Below are 20,472 nucleotides of genomic sequence, written 5' to 3' on the forward strand. Positions count from 1 at the left end.
ATCGATCTACGCTGCAATGCCTGCCGGCTCGGCAATGGTCTACACCCTCAGAATTCGGTGAGAGAAGATTGCGAGGCTGTCCGAGGCATCGTCGTCCGTATTTAACTATATGATGGCTTTGGTATTTACGCCGGCAGGCGGCCTGAGTAGAACTTTGATGGTGAAATCGGAGCCATGTCTTCCCATGAAATTCGGCACGAGCGGCCTTCGCGGACTTTCCGTCGACCTCAAGGGACGCGCCTCTGCCCTCTACGCCACCGCGTTCGGCAAATATCTGCTGCAGACCGGCAAGGCGCGGGCCGGCGACGTCATTCTGATCGGCCGCGATTTTCGCGATTCAAGCCCTGAAATCTCGGGAAATTGTGCCGGTGCGCTTGCCGCCCTCGGCTTCCGGATCTTCGACTGTGGCACCGTCCCCACACCCGCCCTTGCCCTCTATGGTCTCGAGAGCAAGGCCGCATGCCTGATGGTGACGGGCTCGCATATTCCGGCGGACCGCAACGGCATCAAGTTTTATCGCCCGGATGGTGAGATCGACAAATCGGACGAGGTTGCTATCACCGCATTGGCGGCCGAGATCGAGCGAACCGGTGAAACGGTGGCGCAGGCGCCAGCCGAGACGGAGGAGCATGAAGCGATCTGCCGGCAGCTCTTTTTCGAACGCAATGCAGCCCTGCTTCCGCAGGGCGCGCTGTCCGACATGAAGATCGGTGTCTACCAGCACAGCAGCGTCGCCCGCGACCTGCTGGTTGATGTTCTCGCCCATTACGGCGCCGAGATCACCGCTCTTGGACGTTCGGAGAGTTTCATTCCCGTCGACACCGAAGCCGTTTCAGACGAGACGATCACGCTGATGAAGCGCTGGGTGTCCGAGCACAAGTTCGATGCGATCGTCTCGACCGATGGCGACGGCGACCGTCCGCTGGTCGCAGACGAAACCGGCACGCCGTTGCGCGGCGACCTTCTCGGCCTTGTGGCAGCCAATTTCCTCGACGCCGGCACGGTGGTGACACCGGTTACCTCCAATTCCGGCATCGAGGCCGCGGGCTCTTTCGCCGTGCGGCGCACCCGCGTCGGCTCACCCTTCGTCATTTCAGGCATGGAAGAGGCCGTGGCGGCTGGCAAGGATCATGTCATGGGCTTTGAAGCCAATGGCGGGCTGCTGACCGCAACCGCCTTTGATATCAACGGCCGGAACGTGCGTGCCTTGCCGACACGCGATTGTTTTATCCCGATGCTCGCGATCCTGTCGCTCGCAGCCATCCGCAAGCAGCCGCTTTCGGCCGTTGCCGCCTCCTATCAGCTGCCCTTTGCCGCCGCCGACCGCCTGGAGAATTTTCCGCTGGAGACGAGTGCCGCACTGATGGAACATCTGCGTGCTTCGGACGAAAATCTCTCGGCTTTCCTGCAGCCGATCGGCGAGGTAGCGACGAAATCCGACATCGACGGACTTCGGGTGACGCTGAGAGATGGCGGCATCATTCATTTCCGCCCGTCCGGCAATGCCCCGGAAATGCGCTGCTACACGGAGGCCGGCAGCGAAGCTGCAGCCCTGGAGCTGCTGAATACAGGGCTCAATCGAATAACAGACTGGGCAGGCGCCCGGTAACATGCGACCAACAAGCCGTTTACTTCAAGGAACCCGCCTATGACGCAGAAAATCGTTCCCGTGATCATGGCCGGCGGCAAAGGCACGCGGCTCTGGCCGCTTTCCCGTGCCACCGCACCGAAACAATTCATCCAGTTCGTCGGCGACAAGACGTTGTTTCAGGAAACTCTTGAACGCGTTTCCGATCCCGAGCTCTATGAAGCCCCGATCGTCGTCACCAATGAGGAATTCCGCTTCCTGGTCGCCGAGCAGGCACGCGAGCTTGCCATCCCGCTCGCTGCCGTACTGCTCGAACCGGTCGCCCGCAACACAGCCGCAGCAGTGGCCGCCGCTGCAACGCTCGCTGGCGAGCTGTTCGGCAAGGGCACCATCATCCAGATGCTCGCCTCTGATCACGAAATTCTCGCCGACAAGAGCTATTTCGATTGCATCCGCATCGCCCGCGATGCCGCTGCCGACGGCAGCCTCGTCACTTTCGGCATCAACCCGACTGAGCCGGCGACAGGCTACGGCTATATCGAGATCGGCGATGCCCTCAAAAACGGTGCGCACAAGGTCAAGCGCTTTGTCGAAAAGCCGGCACTTGAGAAGGCCGAGCAGATGCTCGCCGACGGCGGCTTCTACTGGAACTCGGGCATCTTCATGTTCCCGGTGACGGAACTTATCGCCGAACTGCAGGAATATGCACCCGATGTGCTGAAGGCGGCCAGCAAGGCCGTTTCGAAGGCGAGCCGCGACCTTGATTTCACCCGTCTCGACGCCGACCATTTCGCCAAGAGCCCCGATATCTCCATCGATTATGCGATCATGGAAAAGACCTCCAAGGCAGCCGTCGTCCCCTCGCCGTTCAAATGGTCGGACATGGGCAGCTGGGATTCTGTCTGGAAATCAGGCGCCCGCGACGACAACGGCAATGTCGCCGCCGCAAACACCACCGTCGTCAATACCCGCAATTCGCTCGTCATGACCCGTGGTGTGCATCTTGCCGTCCAGGGCATGGAGGATGTCGCCGTTATCGCCAGCGAGGACGCCGTCTATGTCGGACCGCTCAAAGACAGCCAGAATGTCGGACAATTGGTCAAGATGCTGGCGTCTTCTTCCATTACCGCGAAATTCACCGAAACCCATCCGACATCCTATCGACCCTGGGGCGGCTATACCTCGATCTTCAACGGCGACCGCTTCCAGGTGAAGCGTATCTTCGTCACGCCGGGCAAGAAGCTCTCGCTGCAAAAACACCACCATCGTTCCGAACACTGGATCGTCGTCAAGGGAACGGCTGAGGTGACGGTCGGCGAGAACGTGCGGATGCTGCGCGAGAACGAAAGCGTCTACATCCCGCTCGGCGAAGTCCACCGCCTCGCCAACCCCGGCAAGATTCTTCTCGAGCTCATCGAGGTTCAGACGGGCTCCTATCTCGGCGAGGACGACATCATCCGTATCGTCGATGAGTTTGGAAGAACGTAAATCGCAGCCGGAGCGATGGTCGGGCCTTTTCCGGCGCGACCTTCCTCACTGTTGAATTTCCTCTTGGGGTTCTCGTAGAATGGATGTACCGACAGACATGACCGGAGATATCCCCCTGATGCGTACCTTGCCCGTCCTCGCCGGATTCCTTGCAATCATGGTGCCGGGAATGGCGTTTGCCGAAACGGCAAGCATGCGAACCGCAAACGAGTCGGAAATTCGCCAGCACCTGCCCGGTACGTCCGAACTGAAAGAAGCCAAGAACGGCTACGAATATCGCGACGGCAATAAGAATGGCTACAAGATAACCAATGGCCAGGTGTGCGTCCTGTTCCCCAGCAAGAAGACCGATTGCGTCAACGTGAAGACCGACGGCAAGAGGTTTCAGATGATCGACAAAAAAGGCGGCCGAACCAGATTCTGATTTGTGGCCCCGGCAAGATTTCCGTGCCCAGGCAACATCATTTTGCCGGTGAAGTTTCGCCGTCCTTGTCGAGAACGAAGTCGGCGACCAGGCCCGAATGGTTCGAGCCGAGATTATCATCGAGACGTTTCAGCGATGTCAGCTGAAGCGGCGCGCGCGCAAATATGTGGTCGATGGCGATCCCGAGCGCGCCGGCGCCGATCGGCCATGTTGCTGGTTCTGGCGTGATCGTTTTCAGCTTTTGCTCGCGCAGGAAAACCTGGATGCTCGGGGCGATCGCCGAAGAGTTGAAATCACCTGACAGCACCAGAGGGCCGTCGATCGAGCCAAGCGCTTTGCCGAGATCTTCCAATTCAGCCATCTGGAAATCGTCGAAATATGGTTTGGTCAGGTGCGCCGAAACCAGATTGATAGTTTCGCCGCCGAAGTCGACGCTTGCTATAACAAGCCTGTTTTTTCGAAGACTACCCATACTTGCGACCTGACGGCTGACGAATGGGCGTTTGGAGAGCACCAGCGTATCGCATGTATCCTTCCCGGCATCGCAACCGATATGGTAGGGATAGGCCTTGAACAATTGCTGCAGGTGGAACGTCAGCGGCTTGGCTTCGAGCAGATTGACGACGTCGGCATTCGACGCGATCACCATATGGGTGATTTCAGTCGAGTTTTTCCAGTTGTCGATCGCGATGTTGAACGACATCAGACGAAAAAGCGGCAGCCTGTCGGTGCCTCTGTCGCCCTCCGAGAACTCGCGCAGCATGATGACGCCGTGAGCGACGAGAAGAAGCGAGGCAAGCAGAAGGATGAAGCCGTAAATCTGTCTCTTGATGGCCAGAATGACGAGGCTGGCGGCGACGAACACGACGCCGAGGTGAACCTGAAAGCTGTAGACGAAGGACAGAAGCCAGAAGTTCGTGACATAGCGTAACGACACGATGGCGATGGCAACGGTCAGAAAGGCGCAGAGAATCCAATAAACTATATCTCTCATCGATCCTGACCTGCTTGCAGACGACCGGCCGGCCATAACATGCCAGCAATCATGTTGCAACGCAGCATAACGGCAGAGAGTTGCGGCTGACCGGCAGACGATATCGATAGTCTCGTCCTCATCCGGCAAGGCAGCGGCGGACAGGCGGCCGGCAGTAGGGACAGTGCTGTGGCCTTCTCTTTCAAAGGCCTATCGACTCGGCCTCTTTTTATCTTGTAAGTGGGGTCACTTGATACGGAATCGGCTCTTTGCCGTCGGCAGGGAGCCGAGAAAAGGTGGGAATGCGCTACTTCATTACAGGGACTGCCGGCTTTATCGGTTTTCATCTGGCCAGGCGCCTGCTGCAGGAAGGGCATGACGTCACAGGCTTTGATGGACTCACTCCCTATTACAACGTCAAGCTCAAGGAGATGCGCCATGCCGCACTCTCCCAGTTTCCGGCCTTCAGACCCGTCATATCAATGCTTGAGGACCGGCCAGCGCTGGAAGCGGCGGTTCTGGCGGCCAAGCCCGATATCCTGATTCATCTCGCCGCGCAGGCCGGCGTGCGCTACAGCCTGGAAAATCCAGAGGCCTATCTTCGCTCGAATGTCGAAGGCTCGTGGAACATCATGGAAATTGCGCGGCGCGTCGAAATCCGCCATCTGATGCTGGCCTCCACATCATCGATCTATGGCGCCAATGCGACCGTCCCCTTTCACGAGACCGATCGCGCCGACGAGCCGCTGACCATCTATGCGGCGACGAAGAAATCGATGGAACTGATGGCGCACAGTTATGCCCATCTTCACAAGATTCCGACCACGGCTTTTCGCTTTTTCACCGTTTATGGCCCATGGGGCCGGCCCGACATGGCGCTGTTCAAATTCACCAAGAACATGCTTGAAGGCCAGCCGATCGAGATCTACGGCGAAGGCAACATGAGCCGTGACTTCACCTATATAGACGATCTCATCGAGGCGATCGTCAGGCTATCGGCGGTCGTCCCGTCCGAGGAAAATCGCCTCGAAAACACGGCTGTCGAAACGCTCTCGCGCCAGGCGCCCTTCCGTGTCGTCAATATTGGCGGAGGCCAGCCGGTCAGCCTGATGGATTTCGTCGAAACGGTGGAAAAGGCGCTCGGCCGTCCTGCCATTCGCAAGATGCTGGCAATGCAGAAGGGTGACGTGCCGCGCACCTTCGCAGCCCCGGATCTGCTGGTCGCGCTGACCGGATACAAGCCGGATACGACCTTGGATGTCGGCGTCAAGGCCTTCGTCGACTGGTATCTCGACGTACGCAGCGAACTCGACGCCTAGATCAGGATGATTCTAGGCCGGATCGGCCTAGAATCTAGTCAGGTGTCAGCGCAGAAACGCAACCGCTTGTACCGCCTCGACCGCCGTCGAAAACACGTAGTCGACAACAACGGTCAGGCTCTGCGAATAGGTCTTGAGCCGGTAACCCTCGCCTTCGATCTCGGCCGGGCTGCGCAGGACGAACGGAACGCCGGGGCGTACGAAACCGGCGCGGGTCGTCAACGGAACCTCGGGCGAATGGCCGATGGCGGAGGTGTACATCAGGTCACGGGCAAGGCTGGCTGGGCCGATGGCGAATGCCGGCTCGGCAGCGGCAGTGATGGTCAGGCTCAAGGCGATGGCGGCAAAAGTTCTGTGCATGTCGAAGTCCCCGTTTGCGGATCGGCGGGCGTTCGGTTTGCCCGGCTCCAAACGATCGACGCGTCTGTCCACGCTTCGGTCGCTTTCATGAGACCACTCTACACATCAGTATTTTCAGGGCTTTTAAGCGGATCGGTCAAATTTTACGAAATTTGATTTTCTGTCCGGAAGGGCTCGGAACGCATAAGGAAATAGATCCCGGCCGCGAGCCGGGAATGCAACATCGGCAATGACCTGGACGCTGTATCGCAGTCTACAAAATGCGATCCAGCTTCTTGTTTATATGAAGGTTCGGCATCACTCCCGCGCTTTGCGCGGCATGATAGGATTCGCGGGCCGCATCGAACGAGATCGACCACATGATGGCGCTGAGCAGTAGCGCGATGATATAAATCTGAATACGCATCGAACCGGCGATACGGAACGAGCAAGGCAGTTTTGTGTCAAAACATGGTCACAGGAATCACGAAAAAGTGGCGGGCTTTTTGTTTCGCAGTCGGTTGGCGCCAGACACATTAGTGTCGTGAAAATTAGCGATACTGTATCGCTACCTGTTTAGCAGCCGACCCCGAGGCTTGGTTCATCTTCCCTACCCCTAGAACCCTGAGAGGCCCGTTCCCACGGGCCTCTTTGCCTTCTTTCCGGACATTGCAGAACAGCTGAGACCGCCTGGTCCGAATTGACGCTGAACCGCTGAACGGCACATCTCGATCCCCAATCAGGCAAAGCATCCAGCCATGAGCGATGTCACCTTCGCATCAGCAAAGGCATCGGTCGACAACATCTGCTCTCAGAATATATCAATCGATTGACTTATTTTGTCGTCAATGTTATAAAGCTGTCATGATCAAAGAACACGACAGCCAGTCACCGGCCTCCGCCCGTGCCGATATCGCGCGCCAGAAGATGCTGTCCGCCGCCCTCGACGTCTTCGGCCGCTATGGTTTCGACGGCGCCTCGACACGCCAGCTCACAGAAGCGGCCGGCGTCAACCTGCAGGCAATCCCCTATTATTTCGGCAGCAAGGAAGGTCTCTACATCGCCACCGCCGAATATCTGATGATGAGGATCAATACGCATGTCGGTGACATGAGGGCGCGCGTGGGCGCGCATTTGCTGGCGCTCGACGCGGCGGGAAAATCGCTCGGTGAAGCGGAGGCTCGCCATTTCCTGACCGAGATTTTGCAGACCATGGTGACGCTGTTCGTCGGCAAGGAATCCGAATCCTGGGCGCGCTTCCTGATCCGCGAGCAGATGGAACCGACCGAAGCCTTCACACGGGTCTATCAGGGCCTCATGCGGCCGATGATCGAGATGGGCCGGCGGCTGATCGGCGCCATCCTTCATGAGGATCCCGCCTCGGAACATGTGCGCCTGCGCACCTTTACCCTTCTCGGCAGCATCCTCGTCTTTCGTGTCGCCCATGCAGCCGTGCTCGCCCAGATGGAATGGGACGGCGTCGGCCCGGAACAGGTGGAAACCGTGCGGGGCCTTGCCGCAGAGCTGGTCGATGCCATCGGCCCGCCGAAAGGAAGTGCAGCATGAAACGCGTCCTTCCCCTCGTCATCCTTCTTCTCGTTGCTGCGGGTGCCGCCGCCTGGTGGTACGCGCTGCCCCAAAAGCTCGGCTGGTTGCCTGAGGCCAGCCGCGAATTCGTCCTTTACGGCAATGTCGATATCCGCCAGGTCTCGCTCGGCTTCCGCGTCAGCGGCCGCCTCGCCGAACTCCATGCCGACGAAGGCGACCTCGTCAAAACTGGAACGGTTCTGGCAAAGCTCGATGCCGCACCCTATGAATTCGCGGTCCGCTCGGGCGAAGCCAATGTCGCAGCCCTTCAGGCAACGCTCGACAAGCTGAAGGCCGGTCCGCGGCCGACCGAGATCGCCCAGGCGCGCGCCGCCTATGACGAAAGTATTGCCGATCTCCGCAATGCCAACCTCGCCTATGACCGCGCCCGCCAGTTGCGCCCGCAGGGCACGATTTCCGAGGCGAGCCTTGATCAGGCGACCGCTGCAAGGGCGATGGCCGCCGCACGCTCCGACTCCGCCAACGAGGCGTTGAAACTACTGCTGGAAGGCTCCCGCGTCGAGGATATCGCCGCTGCCGACGCCCAGCTGAAGGCGGCGGAGGCAACGCTCGCTTCGGCCCGCACCTCGCTTGATGATACCGAACTGCGCGCGCCAAACGACGGCGTCATGCTCTCCCGTGTGCGGGAGAACGGCGCTATCGTTTCCCCCGCCGACACCGTCTTCGTGTTGTCGCTGACGGAACCCGTCTGGGTGCGCACTTATGTTGCCGAACCCGATCTCGGCCTCATCCATCCCGGCATGAAGGTTGCGGTCACCTCCGATACGGCGCCCGACAAACCCTATGAAGGCACGATCGGCTTCATCTCGCCGGTTGCCGAATTCACTCCGAAATCGGTGGAAACGCCGGAACTGAGGACAGACCTCGTCTATCGCCTCAGGATCGTCATCGACAAGCCCGGCCCGGATCTGCGCCAGGGCATGCCGGTTACCGTGCGTTTTCCCACGCCGACGGCGGGCGGACAATGACCGCCGCCGAGACCGGCCGGGGCGACAAGCCGCTCGTCCGGATCGACGGTGTCACCAAGCGCTTCGGCGATGCGCCAGCCGCCCTTGACGCCGTCTCCGGCACGATTGGCAGCGGCGCAATCACCGGTCTCGTCGGCCCTGACGGCGCCGGCAAGACGACGCTGATCCGCCTGATGACCGGCCTGATGCTGCCCGACACGGGAACGATGGAGGTTCTCGGCTTCGACACGCGCAAGAACCCCGCCGGCATCCAGGCGGCGATCGGCTACATGCCGCAGCGCTTCGGTCTCTATGAGGACCTTTCGGTGCAGGAAAACCTCGATCTCTATGCCGATCTGCGGGGCCTGCCGAAAAGCGAACGCGCAAGCGCCTTCGACGAACTGCTCACTTTTACCGACCTCAAGCGTTTCACCGGCAGGCTCGCCGGAAAGCTCTCCGGCGGCATGAAGCAAAAGCTTGGTCTTGCCTGCGCGCTTCTGAAGAAGCCGCGCCTGCTGCTGCTCGACGAGCCGGGCGTCGGCGTCGATCCGATCTCGCGCCGCGACCTCCGGAAGATGGTCGAGAACCTGACGAAGGAAGGCATCGGCGTGCTTTGGTCGACCGCCTATCTCGACGAGGCTGAAGCCTGCGACCATGTGCTGCTCTTGAACCAGGGAAAGCTGCTGTTTTCGGGAAAACCTGATGACATGACCGGCCGTGTTAGCGACCGGGTTTTCCGCGTCTCGGGCATGACAGGGCGCCGCCGGCAGGTGCTCGCCGGGCTTCTGCAGGCCGATGGCGTCATCGACGGCGTGATCCAGGGCGAAGCGATCCGCCTCGTCGCCGCCAGGGACAAGAAACCGGATATCGGCGCGGCCGGCGATGGCGCGACGCTCACCCCTGCCCCGCCGCGCTTTGAGGATGCCTTTATCGACATGCTGGGTGGTGGTCCTGGCGGCCGATCGAGACTGGCCGAGGCCCAAGGGCCGACGAAAGGCGATGACGACCGGCCGGTGATCGAGGCCAAGGGGCTGACCAAGCGCTTCGGCGATTTCACCGCTGCCGACAATATCAGCTTCGATATCCGTCGCGGCGAAATCTTCGGCCTGCTCGGCCCGAACGGCGCCGGCAAATCCACCACCTTCAAGATGCTCTGCGGCCTGCTGAAGCCGACCGGTGGCGAAGGCCGCGTCGCCGGTTTCGACCTTCGTCGCGATGCCGCCGAAGCCCGCAACCAGCTTGGCTATATGGCGCAGAAATTCTCGCTCTATGGCGATCTGACCGTCATGCAGAACCTCGAATTCTTCTCCGGCGTCTATGGCCTTCGCGGAAGACACCGGCGCGAGCGCATTGACCTGATGGCCGGCATCTTCGATTTCGGCCGCCATATCAGCCAGCCGGCCAAGGACCTGCCGCTTGGCCTGAAGCAGCGCCTGGCGCTTGCCTGCGCCGTCATGCACGAGCCACGCGCCCTCTTCCTCGACGAACCGACCTCCGGCGTCGATCCGATCACCCGGCGCGAATTCTGGACGCATATCAACGCGCTGGTCGAAAAGGGCGTTACCGTGCTCGTCACCACCCATTTCATGGACGAGGCGGAATATTGCGACCGCATCTCGCTGATCTATCGCGGCCGCTCGATCGCGCTTGGTTCGCCCGATGAATTGAAGGCCCGCGTCGCGACCAAGGAGCTGCCTGACCCGACAATGGAGGATGCCTTCATCGCCCTGGTGCAGCAATCCGAGAAGGAGGATGCAGCATGAGCACCTCTTCCGGCCGGATGCGACGTCTCTTGGCCCTCGTGCGCAAGGAAAGCTTCCAGGCGATCCGCGATCCGAGCAGCATCCTCATCGCCTTCGTGCTGCCGCTGATCCTGCTCTTTCTCTTCGGCTACGGCGTCTCGCTCGATACCACCCGCACCCGCATCGGCCTCGTGACCGAGGAGATGACGCCGCTGACGCAGGATCTCTCGGCCAGTTTCCAGGCCTCGCGCTATTTCGATGTGGCCATCGGCCGCGACCGGCGTCTGTTCGAGGAAGACCTCGTGCTCGGCAAGCTGCGCGGCATCGTCGTCATCCCCGCCGACTTCACCACGCGCTACACCGCCGGCAACCGCCCCGATATCCAGGTGATCGTCGATGGCTCCGAACCGAACACGGCGAATTTCGTGCAGAACTATGCCCAAGGCACCGTTGCCAACTGGGAGCGGCAGAGGCAGGCGGACGTCGCCTCCCACAGTCCCGCCATTTCGGTCGAACAGCGCTTCTGGTTCAATCCTGAACTGACCAGCCGCAATTTCCTCGTGCCCGGCTCGATCGCCATCGTCATGACGCTGGTCGGCACGCTTTTGACCTCGCTCGTCGTCGCCCGCGAATGGGAGCGGGGTACGATGGAAGCGATGATGGCGACACCGGTGACGGCGGTCGAACTGCTCGCCGGCAAGATCCTGCCCTATTTCCTGCTCGGCCTCACCTCGATGACGCTCTGCGTGCTGCTTGCGGTCTTCCTCTTCGGCGTGCCGTTCCGCGGCTCCGTCGCAGCCCTCTATGCACTGTCGGCCGCCTTCCTGATTCCGGCGCTCGGCCAGGGCCTGTTGATCTCGACGGCAACGAAGAACCAGTTCCTCGCCTCGCAGTTGGCGCTGATCTCGGCCTTCCTGCCTGCTTTCCTGCTGTCTGGCTTCCTCTTCGAGATCAATTCCATGCCGACCGTGATCCAGTGGATCACCTTCATCGTGCCGGCGCGCTACCTGATCCCCAGCCTGCAGACGGTGTTCCTGGCCGGCGATATCTGGCCGATGTTTCTGCAGGCGATCGGCGTGATGCTGACGATCGGCGCCATCATGTTCGTGCTTGCAGCCCGCAGCACCAGAAAGAGGATCGGTTGAGATGTGGACAAGGCTCTACGCCCTGATCGTCAAGGAACTGCTCGCCGTCCTGCGTGATCCCAAGGGCCGCGCCATCCTGATCGGCCCGCCGATCGTCCAGCTTCTCGTCTTCTCCTATGCGGCGACGCTCGAAGTCCGCAATGTCGACGTGATGATCCTCAACCGCGACAACGGTCACTGGGGCCAGGAACTGATCGAGCGCATCGATGGCTCGCCAACCTTCCGGAAAATCGAGATTGCAGGAAGCCAGGCGGAGGTCCGGGTGGCGATCGACAACCAGACGGCCATTGCGGCCGTTGAGATCGGCCCGGACTTTTCCCGCAATATTGAGGCGGGAGCGCCGGCCGACCTGCAGGTGGTGCTCGACGGCCGCCGCTCCAACGCCTCGCAGATCGTCGCGGGCTATCTCTCGCAGATCGGGGCGGCGCTTGCCGCCGAGACGCCGGCCGGCAAACGTGCCGGCGCCGACATCGTCTCGACAGTGCCGCGCAACTGGTTCAACCCGAACCTGACCTATCAATGGTTCATGGTGCCGAACCTGATCGCCAGCATCGCGCTGCTGATCGGTCTCATCGTCACGGCGCTGTCGATCGCCCGCGAGCGCGAACTCGGCACCTTCGACCAGTTGATGGTCTCGCCGCTGCGCATCCACGAGATCCTGATCGGCAAACTGATCCCACCGATGATGATCGGCCTCTTCCACATCACCGTCTATATCCTGGCCGCCGTCTTCCTCTTCGAGGTGCCGCTGCGCGGCTCGCTCTTCCTGCTTTACGGCAGCGCGATCTTCTATCTCGGCTCGGTCGCCGGCCTTGGCCTCTTCATCTCGGCGCTGTCGATGACGCAACAGCAGGCGATCCTCGGCGCCTTCCTTTTCATGGTTCCGGCCATGCTGCTCTCAGGCTTTGCGACGCCGATCGAGAACATGCCGGGATGGTTGCAGCCGGTGACCCTGATCAATCCGCTGCGCTATTTCCTGGTGATCGTCAAAGGCGTCTTCCTGAAGGATATTCCGCTGAGCGAGGTGGTGAACCAGACGATCCCGCTGGCGCTGATCGCCACTGTTACGCTCAGCGCCGCCGCCTGGCTCTTCCGCCGGCGGCTGGAATAATGCCTCCCGACTCAGGCTTCAGCCGCCTCACATAATGTGAACCGGCCTTCCAAAGCGTGACTCTCTCCTGCTGGAACCTCGGATTGGCGTGGTCGTTACCCAAACGCAACCCCAGCAGAGGAGAAGCAAAATGTACAAGGTCCTACTTGTCTCCAGCGCCCTTGCGCTGTCGTCACTTGCAACCAATGCGCTCGCTGATGGAGCCGTGACCGGTGCAGCCGGTGGCGCCATCACCGGCGCAATCGTCGGCGGCCCCGTGGGTGCTGCCATTGGCGGCGTGGCCGGCGGTGTCGCCGGTGCCGTTGTGGATCCGCCGCCGCGCGAGGTCGTCACCTATGTCCAGCAGCAGCCGGCCCCGACCGCCTCCGTGGTGGTCGAGGAACCGATCGTCGTCGGCAAGCCGCTTCCGGCAGACGTCGTCGTAACACCGGTGCCTGACAATCCGAAATATGCCTATACGGTCATCAACAATCAACGCGTGATTGTCGAACCCCGCACCCACCGTGTGGTGCAGGTCATAGAATAATCAGGCAACCGAAGCCGCCTGTTGCGGCTCGGCAACTTCCGGCCCCGCTTCGGCGGGGCCTTTTTTCGTGCGCTCGCGCCACCTGCCGATCAGCGAGAACAGAACGACAAGGGGCTGTGGCAGCTTGACCCCCTGCGGCAGCGCCTCTATCGGAATTCGGTCGCCGTAAAGCTTGCCCTGTTTGAGCGATAGAATATGCATGCTGGAAAGCATGAGCCGATCCTCCATCCTGATTGATGGTATCAGCGTGGCCGAAGCGACGAGGCTGGGTCCTTAAAGCTCCGGTTAAAAGCTGCAAAAACTTGCAAAAAGCCTATGGCCGCGGACGCATCCCGGCGCGCGCCAGCCCTTCCAGAACCGGCGCAAAACGCTGTGGATCCTTTGCCGGCTGACCCGCCAGAATGCCTTCCAGTGTCACATCAGGTGCAATCGCCTCGAGCGCATGCAGGAACTGGCGCGCCTGCTCCATATTGCCGAGATGCGCGTGTGCGGCGATCAGCATCCAGTAGGTCGGGTCGAAATGGGCGTTCAGTGCCAGCGAACGTGACGCGTGTGAAATTGCAGCCTCGTAATTGCCGCGGAAGATTTCGGCCATGGCGATGCCGGTCAGCGAGAAACGTGCATCCGGATCGCGGGGTCCCAATTTCACGGCGCGATGCAGGCGCTCGAGCGCATGTTCGATATCGCCGCAGTGCAAGGCCGCAATGCCGGAGCAGGCCGCGACCAGAAGATCGTTGGGATTGGCGGCAGCGGCGGCCTCCAGCACAGCCATGCCGCCTTCATAATCCTTGCCAGTCTGCAGCAATGCCATGCCGCAATGGGCCATTACGCGGGGATCACCTGCCGAATGCTGAAGCCCGCGACGGGCAAGACTGATGCATTCCGCCTTGTCGTCCTTCCCGAGCCGCGGCCAACCCATGGTCATGCGATGTTCGAGCGCCCAGGCGGCATGCGAAAGCAGCATCGCATTTTCCGGCTCCATGGCGAGAGCCTCCTGCAGCAAGGCATAGGCGACGGCATTGTTTTCGATCGACTCGTCGATGATCGCGGCAAGGGCACGCAGATAGAGATCGTAGACAGCAGGACTGTTCGGCCTGTCGCGTCGTGACCTCTGGATCTCGGCGATCTCGATCGCCGGCTCGACGATCGAGGCGACGCGTTCAGTGATACGGTCCTGGAAGGCGAAGATGTGGCTTATGCCGTCTTCAAAATGATCGGCCCAGAGATTGGTCGCCGTCACACCGTCGACTAGTTGCACATTGATACGCACCTGCCCGCCCTCCCGCCGGATGCTGCCTTCGAGCACGTAGCGCACTCCGAGTTCCCCAGCCACTTGTCGCACATCGATGCTGCGTCCCTTGTAGACGAAGGCGGAATGGCGCGAGACAACGGAAAAGGAGCGGAAACGCGCAAGGGCGGTGATGATCTCCGTCACCACGCCATCGGCAAATAATCCTGGTCGGCGTCACCGCCGAGATTGACGAAGGGAAGAACCGCGACGGAAGGCGGGCGCGACGCCGCAGGCGCCATCCCGCCATCCTCCTGGCGCGGCAGGCGATAACCAACCCTGGGAACCGTGACGATCCACTCCGTGCCATCGGGCCTTGCACCGAGAATCTTCCTGAGCGTTGCAATCTGAACCGTGAGGTTGCCTTCCTCCACGGCAAGCCCCTGCCAGGCCCGATCCATCAGGTCCGCCTTGGTGACGACGCGGCCCTCAGCCTCCAGCAGCATGCCGAGCAGAGCCGCCGGCCGTGGTCCCGTCGCAACGGACTTCCCTTCCCGCCACAGGCTTCCTGTCACGGGATCGTAAACGAACGGACCGAAGGAGAGCCTCGAGCTGCCCATGCAGAAGCATAGCGTGAAACTCTCGCAAACTGAAAGCCGATGACGCGCTGATGCGTTGCAAAAGCCGCCGTCGGAACGGCGGCTTGTCAGTGACGCAGGATCAGACCTTCAGCTCGCGGCGCTCGCGTTCGGTCACCATCGCGAGGTCGAGCACCTTCTGCAGGTTGGCGGCGTGGCGGAAGTTCGGGTCCGGCTGGATGCCGCTTGCCACGGCCTCGGCAAAACGCTGGTAGTTGGTCGCCACCGGTTCAACCTCGATCTTCGTCCAGGTGGCGGTTTCGACATCCTCGCCGAGGCAGCCATGCAGCTCGGAACCGCTGGGACGATGGATGACCTCAAGGCTGCCCCTCTCGCCATAAATGCGCAGCTTCAACTCGTTCAGATGCCCTGTCGCCCAGCGGCTGGCATGGATGACGCCGAGCGCACCGTTGGCAAAATCGACGGACATGGTGAAGCTGTCATTGGCATCGAGCAGATATTCGCCGATCTGGCCGCCCGGCGCCTTGTTGAACGTCTTCAACCGGGCAAAGACGTGATCGATGTCGGTCGCCGCGCCATAGGCGGCGAAATCGAGAATATGGATGCCGACGTCGCCAAGCACGCCGTTCGAACCGTGGCCGGTGGAAAGCCGCCACAGCCAGGTCGATTCCGTGCGCCAGTCACCCCAGGCGCGCGACACCAGCCAGCTCTGGAGATAGGAGGCTTCCACGTGTCTGATCGTGCCGAGCTCGCCGGCGAGCACCATCTCGCGGGCGCGCTGCAGCGGCGCGACGTTGCGATAGGTGAGGTTGACCATGTTGATGACGCCGGCCTTTTCGGCCGCCTCCGTCATCTCCAGCGCCTTCGCATAGTTCTCCGCCAGCGGCTTTTCGCAGAACACATGCTTGCCCGCAGCAATCAGCGCCATCGTCGTCGGGTGATGGATGCGGTCGGGCGTGACATTTGTCGCCGCATCGAATTCACCCCAGGCGATCGCCTCCTCCAGCGAAAGAAATCGCTTTTCGATGTTGAACTTGTCGGCAAAGGCCGAAAGCCGCTCGGGATCGGTGTCGACGGCGCCGACCACCGTCACGCCGTCGATGAGGGGGAAGCGGGCGAGCTGGTTTTTCGCCATCACCCCCGTGCCAAGAACGAGTAGTCGCATGGATGCTCCTCAGCGGTAACCGGCTTCGCCGGCCTGGTGCAGTCTTGGGCCGCGTTCGACGATCGGCTCCAGTGCTTTTTCTACCGGCACATTTGGAGCATCGGTAATGCTCTTCAATGCACCCTCGGGATTATAGGCCCACTTCACGCCGTTGATCAGCACCTTCTGGACATTGACGTCATGATAGGTCGGATAGGTCTCGTGGCCGGGGCGGAAATAGAAGATGTTGCCGGCGCCGCGGCGCCAGGTCAGGCCTGAGCGGAACACTTCGCCGCCCTGGAACCAGGAGATGAACACCGTTTCGAGCGGTTCCGGCACAGAGAACTGCTCGCCATACATTTCCTCGTTCTCAAGCTCGAAATGCTCGCCGATACCGGCGGCGATCGGATGGCGCTGGTTGATCGTCCACAGTCGCTCGCGCTCACCCGCCTCGCGCCACTTCAGCGCGCAGGGCGTGCCCATCAGCCGCTTGAAGATCTTGGAGAAATGGCCGGAATGCAGCACAAGCAGGCCCATGCCTTCCCAGACGCGCTTGGCGACACGCTCGACAACCACATCGGAGACCGCGCCGTGATCCTTGTGGCCCCACCAGGTCAAGACGTCGGTCTCAGTAAGACGTGCTTCGCTGAGGCCGTGCTCCGGCTCCTGCAGCGTCGCTGTCGTCGCCGAGATACTTGGATCGGTGTTCAGCGCATTGGCGATCGTCGTGTGCATGCCCTCGGGATAGATCCCCCGGACGATCTCATTGGTAGTCTCGTGAATATTCTCTCCCCAGACGACGGTGCGAATGGCCATGATGTGCTCCTGTAGAACCTGGAAATATCGATAGGCGGGAAGGCAGGATTCAAAGCGCTTTGGAAAACGGCGCTGGCTGCGCCTCGTCTCCTCCACGTCCAAGGAACACATAGACCTTTGTCAGTATTTTGACAAAGGGGAAAATTTATCGGCCGAAGGCGGAGAAGCCGCCTGCCAATATCACAGCAATATCAATGCGAAACGGACTTCGAGAACAGATTGACGACCATAACGCCCGATATGATCAGCCCAAGGCCGACGATCGCCGGCAGGTCGAGGCGCTGCTTGAAGAACACCAGGCCGACCGAGGAAATCAGCACGATTCCCAAAGCGCTCCAAATCGCATAGGCGATACCGACCGGGATGCTTTTCAGAGTCAGCGACAGGCAATAGAAGGCGGCCGCATAACAGGCGACGACGAGTGCCGTCGGCCCGATGCGGGTAAACTGCTGCGACAGCTGCAGTGCGGTCGTGCCGATGACCTCGAGCACGATGGCTGCAAACAGCAGCCCGTAGACGGCGGCCTGGCTCATGGCGAATTCCTTTTCGAATTACTTGCCGGTCAGTTCGACAAGGCGATCGATAAGATCCCGCCTCACAACGCCGTTGATATCATGGCTTTCCAACGTATCTGCGAACCAAAGACCGTCGGCGGCGAAACGCACGACTTGCGCGTCGAGGGAGGAGTCTGTGCCGATATATTCCTCCGCCCGCGCCTGCACCCATTGGCGCCAACGAAGACGCAGCCGGGGTTCGGCAAGAAGCGCGATCGTCACCTGCGTCCAACTCCTGGAATCGTCGGGACGCTCCTTGAGACCGGATACCGCCCTCAGATAAGCGCGGGTGAAGCGCCCCTGCGGCAGCGGATCGCCGCGCATCAGTTCCTCTATATCGGCGTCGAACTTTTCGAGCAGGCTCTCGAACAGCGCATCGAGCAGCGCATTCTTCGTCGGGAAGTGATGCAGCAGCCCGCCCTTGCTGACGCTGGACGCAGCGGAAACCGCATCGAGCGTGACGGCGGCCATGCCGTCGCTGGCAGCAAGGCGCGCGGCGACCTCCAGCAACTGCTGGCGCACGAGCACGGGCTGTTTCTTGCGATGATGAGCGTTCGACATGCAGATAAAAGATACCGTCCGGACGGTTTTGTCAAGGAGAATCGGCCGCAACCCCTGCCGTGCCGGCATTATGCGCGAAATGCCGCGGCAACTTGATGACAGTTGCGATCATTTTCCGACCGGTGCATGAAGAGGCCGGGGAATGGTTGAGGCAATGGGGATGGTTTCGTGACGGAGAAGGTCACCACCTTATATCAGGCGATCGGCGGCGATCCTGTCGTGCGGGCACTGACGCACCGCTTCTACGAACTGATGGACAGGCTGCCGGAGGCGAGCAACGTGCGGGCCGTGCACCCGCCGAGCCTTGAGGGCAGCGAAGAGAAATTCTACGAATATATGACCGGTTATCTCGGCGGCCCGCCGCTCTATACCGACAAGCGCGGCCATCCGCGTCTGCGCAGCCGCCATTTCGTCGCCGAGATCGGCCCTGTCGAGCGCAACGAGTGGCTGCTCTGTTTTCGCCGCGCCCTGGACGAGACGATATCGAGCCAGGAGCTGCGCGATCTCATCTGGGCACCGGTCGAACGGCTCGCCTATCACATGCAGAACAAGGCCCCTGACGACAAGGAACAACCATGAGCTTGAACGCGCGTCTGGAGCCGGTGCTCTATCTCTTTGCCGGCCTGTTTGGCGTAGCCGGCGTGGCGCTTGCCGCCCTTGCTGCCCATGGCGGCGGCGAGGCCAATCTTGCGGCATCCGCATCTGCCATGTGCCTTGCCCACGCCCCTGCCCTGCTGGCATTGGCTCTCGGCAACGTCAGGCTCAGAACCGCCTGGCTGGCCGGTTTGCTGATGATTGTCGGAACGCTGCTTTTTGCGGGCGATCTCGTCACCCTGCGCTTTTCCGGCTCCGGCCTCTTCCCCTATGCCGCGCCGACCGGCGGCTGGGCGATGATGCTTGGCTGGCTGGCCGTTGCGGCAGGCGCTGTCTTCCGCGTCAGGACTTGAGACGACGGTTCGGAGCGTTGCTCAACGAACAGCTCCGATCTTCTCACTCGACGGAGAAGGAGGGCGAAGACGTTACCACGCATCTCTTCTCCCCAGCGGGGGTCCGAAGGACGGGTCGAGACCCGTGGCTCGACCCCGGTCGGTGCCGGCAGGCGATGAGGGAGTGAGCGGCAAAGCCGCGAATGCACGGACCGCGAGTGAAGGGCAACATGAATGTTGTGCCGTGTGGCCCCCTCATCCGGCCCTTCGGGCCACCTTCTCCCCGCTGGGGAGAAGAGGGAGCAAGCCTCACCTGTCCTTCACACCAAACAGGAGGGCGAAAAACGCATCAACAGAACTCAAATCCCATCGACCACATTGAAGCCCTCGAAGACCGGCGGCCCCTTGTAGATCGCCTTGTGATCGCCGGCATTGCGGTGCGCCGCGCGAAAGCTCTCGGACTTCGTCCAGTTCTGAAAATCAGCTTCGCTCTTCCAGACCGTGTGCGAGGAATAGAGCGTATAGCCTTCCTCGTCGTTGACCTTGCCGCGCAACAGGCGGAATTCGACGAAACCGGGCACCTCGGGCAGGCTGGAATCGCGGTTGCGCCAGACCGTCTCGAAATCGCCTTCGCTCCGGGTTGCAACCTTGAAGCGGTTGATTGCGATATACATGGAATCTCCCTACGCCTTCCTCTTGCCCGCCCTTGCAGAACGCAAGGGAAAGGCGAGAACATTATCGCCGTTTGCCGCTGCTGGGCCAAGCGGTCTTGTTGTCGCTTCCCCGGGCATGCGCGCTTCCCAGGTCGGGAACAGCGTCACATTCTGGTAGATCTGCTGGCGTTCGGCATGCTGCTGGAAAAGTTCGTAGAGTTCGGGCACGAGGCCCTCGCCTGTCTGCGCGGCGAGCTTATGCAGGCCGATCATGGTGAAGCCGTCGGGGCGCTGGTCGTTCATCGGGAATTGTCTCGTTCGTTCATCGTCTGCAGCGCACGCTCCAGGCTGGACTTGCTGCCGTTGCGAAGCGGGATGAAGGTCTTGCTGAACTTCTTGCAGCCGGTCTTCACACGCAGGCAGGCATCGTGGCTGATACAGTCGATGGGGCAGAAGACGCAGTCGACCGAGGGAAGCAGAGTATCAATGCGGGAAACCGCTTCGCGCAGACCGCCATCATGGTGGATGAGCTCAGCGCCGAAATTGCTGCAGATCTGGCGAAGATGCGCCACCTGGCAGTCACGGCCACCGACATAGAGGAAACTGCGGCCATCCAGTTTGGACCGTCCGAGGGATGCCTGACCAGCGTCCTCGCCCACGCTATCGCGGACATCCCGGTTCGAACCCTTCTTGCCCTTGCGAGCCATATGCCACCCGTTCGCTCGTTGATCGTCACACGATTCCTGCGTGTGCGGGTGGACCTTATTAAACTTGATTTTTA

General features: G+C 60.9%; 22 protein-coding genes and 1 pseudogene. 12 read left to right on the forward strand and 11 right to left on the reverse strand.

Going from position 1 to position 20,472, the window contains the following annotated elements; translation table 11 throughout:
• The first annotated feature begins 184 nt into the window (after window positions 1-184).
• From AC25BC_RS16420 to AC25BC_RS16430, 3 genes are all read left to right on the forward strand, one after another.
• A complete protein-coding gene (locus AC25BC_RS16420; RefSeq protein WP_012758629.1) occupies window positions 185-1,609 on the forward strand; it encodes a phosphomannomutase in 1,425 nt (474 codons plus the stop codon).
• A 39-nt stretch (window positions 1,610-1,648) separates the two neighbouring features.
• Complete coding sequence (locus AC25BC_RS16425; protein ID WP_012758630.1) at window positions 1,649-3,076, forward strand: mannose-1-phosphate guanylyltransferase/mannose-6-phosphate isomerase; 1,428 nt, start codon at window positions 1,649-1,651, stop codon at window positions 3,074-3,076.
• Window positions 3,077-3,194: 118 nt separating this feature from the next.
• Window positions 3,195-3,500 (forward strand): hypothetical protein, encoded by a 306-nt coding sequence (locus tag AC25BC_RS16430; protein ID WP_026157454.1) that lies wholly within the window; start codon window positions 3,195-3,197, stop codon window positions 3,498-3,500.
• A 37-nt stretch (window positions 3,501-3,537) separates the two neighbouring features.
• Here the strand turns inward: AC25BC_RS16430 and AC25BC_RS16435 are convergent, their stop codons facing one another.
• Window positions 3,538-4,494: an endonuclease/exonuclease/phosphatase family protein gene (locus tag AC25BC_RS16435; RefSeq protein ID WP_012758632.1), complete on the reverse strand. Its 957-nt coding sequence runs from the start codon at window positions 4,492-4,494 to the stop codon at window positions 3,538-3,540.
• Between the two features lie 281 nt (window positions 4,495-4,775).
• Here AC25BC_RS16435 and AC25BC_RS16440 point away from each other — a divergent pair, with 281 nt between their 5' ends.
• Complete coding sequence (locus AC25BC_RS16440) at window positions 4,776-5,792, forward strand: NAD-dependent epimerase/dehydratase family protein (protein WP_012758633.1); 1,017 nt, start codon at window positions 4,776-4,778, stop codon at window positions 5,790-5,792.
• Between the two features lie 45 nt (window positions 5,793-5,837).
• On the opposite strand, the gene AC25BC_RS16445 is transcribed toward AC25BC_RS16440, so the two are convergent.
• Window positions 5,838-6,152, reverse strand: coding sequence for a hypothetical protein (locus AC25BC_RS16445; RefSeq protein ID WP_012758634.1), 315 nt, complete (start codon window positions 6,150-6,152; stop codon window positions 5,838-5,840).
• A gap of 843 nt (window positions 6,153-6,995) precedes the next feature.
• On the opposite strand from AC25BC_RS16445, the gene AC25BC_RS16450 reads away from it, so the two are divergent.
• The 6 genes from AC25BC_RS16450 (at window position 6,996) to AC25BC_RS16475 (ending at window position 13,210) form a co-directional block, all read left to right on the forward strand.
• Window positions 6,996-7,697: a CerR family C-terminal domain-containing protein gene (locus AC25BC_RS16450; RefSeq protein ID WP_012758635.1), complete on the forward strand. Its 702-nt coding sequence runs from the start codon at window positions 6,996-6,998 to the stop codon at window positions 7,695-7,697.
• The gene (gene hlyD, locus AC25BC_RS16455) at window positions 7,694-8,707 is read left to right on the forward strand and encodes a secretion protein HlyD (protein WP_012758636.1); all 1,014 of its coding nucleotides are present in this window, start codon (window positions 7,694-7,696) and stop codon (window positions 8,705-8,707) included. The genes AC25BC_RS16450 and hlyD overlap by 4 nt, the downstream gene beginning before the upstream one ends.
• Window positions 8,704-10,449, forward strand: a complete 1,746-nt coding sequence (locus tag AC25BC_RS16460; protein WP_012758637.1) for an ATP-binding cassette domain-containing protein — start codon at window positions 8,704-8,706, stop codon at window positions 10,447-10,449. The genes hlyD and AC25BC_RS16460 overlap by 4 nt, the downstream gene beginning before the upstream one ends.
• On the forward strand, window positions 10,446-11,573 hold the full coding sequence (locus AC25BC_RS16465; RefSeq protein WP_012758638.1) for an ABC transporter permease: 1,128 nt from the start codon (window positions 10,446-10,448) through the stop codon (window positions 11,571-11,573). The genes AC25BC_RS16460 and AC25BC_RS16465 overlap by 4 nt, the downstream gene beginning before the upstream one ends.
• Window position 11,574: 1 nt before the next feature.
• The gene (locus AC25BC_RS16470) at window positions 11,575-12,684 is read left to right on the forward strand and encodes an ABC transporter permease (RefSeq protein ID WP_003542186.1); all 1,110 of its coding nucleotides are present in this window, start codon (window positions 11,575-11,577) and stop codon (window positions 12,682-12,684) included.
• A 130-nt stretch (window positions 12,685-12,814) separates the two neighbouring features.
• Window positions 12,815-13,210 (forward strand): DUF1236 domain-containing protein, encoded by a 396-nt coding sequence (locus AC25BC_RS16475; protein ID WP_012758639.1) that lies wholly within the window; start codon window positions 12,815-12,817, stop codon window positions 13,208-13,210.
• On the opposite strand, the gene AC25BC_RS16480 is transcribed toward AC25BC_RS16475, so the two are convergent.
• From AC25BC_RS16480 to AC25BC_RS16505, 6 genes and pseudogenes are all read right to left on the reverse strand, one after another.
• On the reverse strand, window positions 13,211-13,423 hold the full coding sequence (locus AC25BC_RS16480; protein WP_012758640.1) for a hypothetical protein: 213 nt from the start codon (window positions 13,421-13,423) through the stop codon (window positions 13,211-13,213). It abuts the gene before it with no gap.
• A gap of 100 nt (window positions 13,424-13,523) precedes the next feature.
• Window positions 13,524-15,058: pseudogene (locus tag AC25BC_RS16485) on the reverse strand (winged helix-turn-helix domain-containing protein).
• A gap of 100 nt (window positions 15,059-15,158) precedes the next feature.
• Window positions 15,159-16,202, reverse strand: coding sequence for a Gfo/Idh/MocA family protein (locus AC25BC_RS16490; RefSeq protein ID WP_003542190.1), 1,044 nt, complete (start codon window positions 16,200-16,202; stop codon window positions 15,159-15,161).
• 9 nt (window positions 16,203-16,211) lie between these two features.
• Window positions 16,212-16,997, reverse strand: coding sequence for a ThuA domain-containing protein (locus AC25BC_RS16495; RefSeq protein WP_012758641.1), 786 nt, complete (start codon window positions 16,995-16,997; stop codon window positions 16,212-16,214).
• 191 nt (window positions 16,998-17,188) lie between these two features.
• Complete coding sequence (locus AC25BC_RS16500) at window positions 17,189-17,530, reverse strand: SMR family transporter (protein WP_003542195.1); 342 nt, start codon at window positions 17,528-17,530, stop codon at window positions 17,189-17,191.
• An 18-nt stretch (window positions 17,531-17,548) separates the two neighbouring features.
• Window positions 17,549-18,112 carry a TetR/AcrR family transcriptional regulator gene (locus tag AC25BC_RS16505; protein ID WP_012758642.1) on the reverse strand — a complete coding sequence of 188 codons (564 nt, stop codon included), beginning with the start codon at window positions 18,110-18,112 and terminating at the stop codon, window positions 17,549-17,551.
• Between the two features lie 168 nt (window positions 18,113-18,280).
• Between AC25BC_RS16505 and AC25BC_RS16510 the strand changes: the two genes are divergently transcribed.
• Together AC25BC_RS16510 and AC25BC_RS16515 are read left to right on the forward strand one after the other, a co-directional pair.
• Window positions 18,281-18,691 carry a group II truncated hemoglobin gene (locus tag AC25BC_RS16510; RefSeq protein WP_011653148.1) on the forward strand — a complete coding sequence of 137 codons (411 nt, stop codon included), beginning with the start codon at window positions 18,281-18,283 and terminating at the stop codon, window positions 18,689-18,691.
• Window positions 18,688-19,059 (forward strand): DUF423 domain-containing protein, encoded by a 372-nt coding sequence (locus AC25BC_RS16515; protein ID WP_012758644.1) that lies wholly within the window; start codon window positions 18,688-18,690, stop codon window positions 19,057-19,059. The genes AC25BC_RS16510 and AC25BC_RS16515 overlap by 4 nt, the downstream gene beginning before the upstream one ends.
• A 338-nt stretch (window positions 19,060-19,397) precedes the next feature.
• On the opposite strand, the gene hmuQ is transcribed toward AC25BC_RS16515, so the two are convergent.
• Genes hmuQ through AC25BC_RS16530 form a run of 3 tightly spaced genes read right to left on the reverse strand, consistent with a single transcriptional unit; the run spans window position 19,398 to window position 20,398 of the window.
• Window positions 19,398-19,712, reverse strand: coding sequence for a heme-degrading protein HmuQ (gene hmuQ / locus AC25BC_RS16520; RefSeq protein WP_012758645.1), 315 nt, complete (start codon window positions 19,710-19,712; stop codon window positions 19,398-19,400).
• A 9-nt stretch (window positions 19,713-19,721) separates the two neighbouring features.
• Window positions 19,722-19,994, reverse strand: a complete 273-nt coding sequence (locus AC25BC_RS16525) for a hypothetical protein (RefSeq protein ID WP_003542206.1) — start codon at window positions 19,992-19,994, stop codon at window positions 19,722-19,724.
• Window positions 19,991-20,398, reverse strand: a complete 408-nt coding sequence (locus AC25BC_RS16530) for a DUF2325 domain-containing protein (protein ID WP_012758646.1) — start codon at window positions 20,396-20,398, stop codon at window positions 19,991-19,993. The genes AC25BC_RS16525 and AC25BC_RS16530 overlap by 4 nt, the downstream gene beginning before the upstream one ends.
• Window positions 20,399-20,472 lie beyond the last annotated feature (74 nt).

This window comes from Rhizobium sp. WSM409 (genome assembly GCF_057653825.1).

What these genes read in the sequence shown, in the direction of transcription:
- AC25BC_RS16420 (WP_012758629.1), top strand. Translation starts at nt 185, where the DNA reads ATGAAATTCGGCACGAGCGGCCTTCGCGGACTTTCCGTCGACCTCAAG.
- AC25BC_RS16425 (WP_012758630.1), top strand. Translation starts at nt 1,649, where the DNA reads ATGACGCAGAAAATCGTTCCCGTGATCATGGCCGGCGGCAAAGGCACG.
- AC25BC_RS16430 (WP_026157454.1), top strand. Translation starts at nt 3,195, where the DNA reads ATGCGTACCTTGCCCGTCCTCGCCGGATTCCTTGCAATCATGGTGCCG.
- AC25BC_RS16435 (WP_012758632.1), bottom strand. Translation starts at nt 4,494, where the DNA reads ATGAGAGATATAGTTTATTGGATTCTCTGCGCCTTTCTGACCGTTGCC.
- AC25BC_RS16440 (WP_012758633.1), top strand. Translation starts at nt 4,776, where the DNA reads ATGCGCTACTTCATTACAGGGACTGCCGGCTTTATCGGTTTTCATCTG.
- AC25BC_RS16445 (WP_012758634.1), bottom strand. Translation starts at nt 6,152, where the DNA reads ATGCACAGAACTTTTGCCGCCATCGCCTTGAGCCTGACCATCACTGCC.
- AC25BC_RS16450 (WP_012758635.1), top strand. Translation starts at nt 6,996, where the DNA reads ATGATCAAAGAACACGACAGCCAGTCACCGGCCTCCGCCCGTGCCGAT.
- hlyD (WP_012758636.1), top strand. Translation starts at nt 7,694, where the DNA reads ATGAAACGCGTCCTTCCCCTCGTCATCCTTCTTCTCGTTGCTGCGGGT.
- AC25BC_RS16460 (WP_012758637.1), top strand. Translation starts at nt 8,704, where the DNA reads ATGACCGCCGCCGAGACCGGCCGGGGCGACAAGCCGCTCGTCCGGATC.
- AC25BC_RS16465 (WP_012758638.1), top strand. Translation starts at nt 10,446, where the DNA reads ATGAGCACCTCTTCCGGCCGGATGCGACGTCTCTTGGCCCTCGTGCGC.
- AC25BC_RS16470 (WP_003542186.1), top strand. Translation starts at nt 11,575, where the DNA reads ATGTGGACAAGGCTCTACGCCCTGATCGTCAAGGAACTGCTCGCCGTC.
- AC25BC_RS16475 (WP_012758639.1), top strand. Translation starts at nt 12,815, where the DNA reads ATGTACAAGGTCCTACTTGTCTCCAGCGCCCTTGCGCTGTCGTCACTT.
- AC25BC_RS16480 (WP_012758640.1), bottom strand. Translation starts at nt 13,423, where the DNA reads ATGCTTTCCAGCATGCATATTCTATCGCTCAAACAGGGCAAGCTTTAC.
- AC25BC_RS16490 (WP_003542190.1), bottom strand. Translation starts at nt 16,202, where the DNA reads ATGCGACTACTCGTTCTTGGCACGGGGGTGATGGCGAAAAACCAGCTC.
- AC25BC_RS16495 (WP_012758641.1), bottom strand. Translation starts at nt 16,997, where the DNA reads ATGGCCATTCGCACCGTCGTCTGGGGAGAGAATATTCACGAGACTACC.
- AC25BC_RS16500 (WP_003542195.1), bottom strand. Translation starts at nt 17,530, where the DNA reads ATGAGCCAGGCCGCCGTCTACGGGCTGCTGTTTGCAGCCATCGTGCTC.
- AC25BC_RS16505 (WP_012758642.1), bottom strand. Translation starts at nt 18,112, where the DNA reads ATGTCGAACGCTCATCATCGCAAGAAACAGCCCGTGCTCGTGCGCCAG.
- AC25BC_RS16515 (WP_012758644.1), top strand. Translation starts at nt 18,688, where the DNA reads ATGAGCTTGAACGCGCGTCTGGAGCCGGTGCTCTATCTCTTTGCCGGC.
- hmuQ (WP_012758645.1), bottom strand. Translation starts at nt 19,712, where the DNA reads ATGTATATCGCAATCAACCGCTTCAAGGTTGCAACCCGGAGCGAAGGC.
- AC25BC_RS16525 (WP_003542206.1), bottom strand. Translation starts at nt 19,994, where the DNA reads ATGAACGACCAGCGCCCCGACGGCTTCACCATGATCGGCCTGCATAAG.
- AC25BC_RS16530 (WP_012758646.1), bottom strand. Translation starts at nt 20,398, where the DNA reads ATGGCTCGCAAGGGCAAGAAGGGTTCGAACCGGGATGTCCGCGATAGC.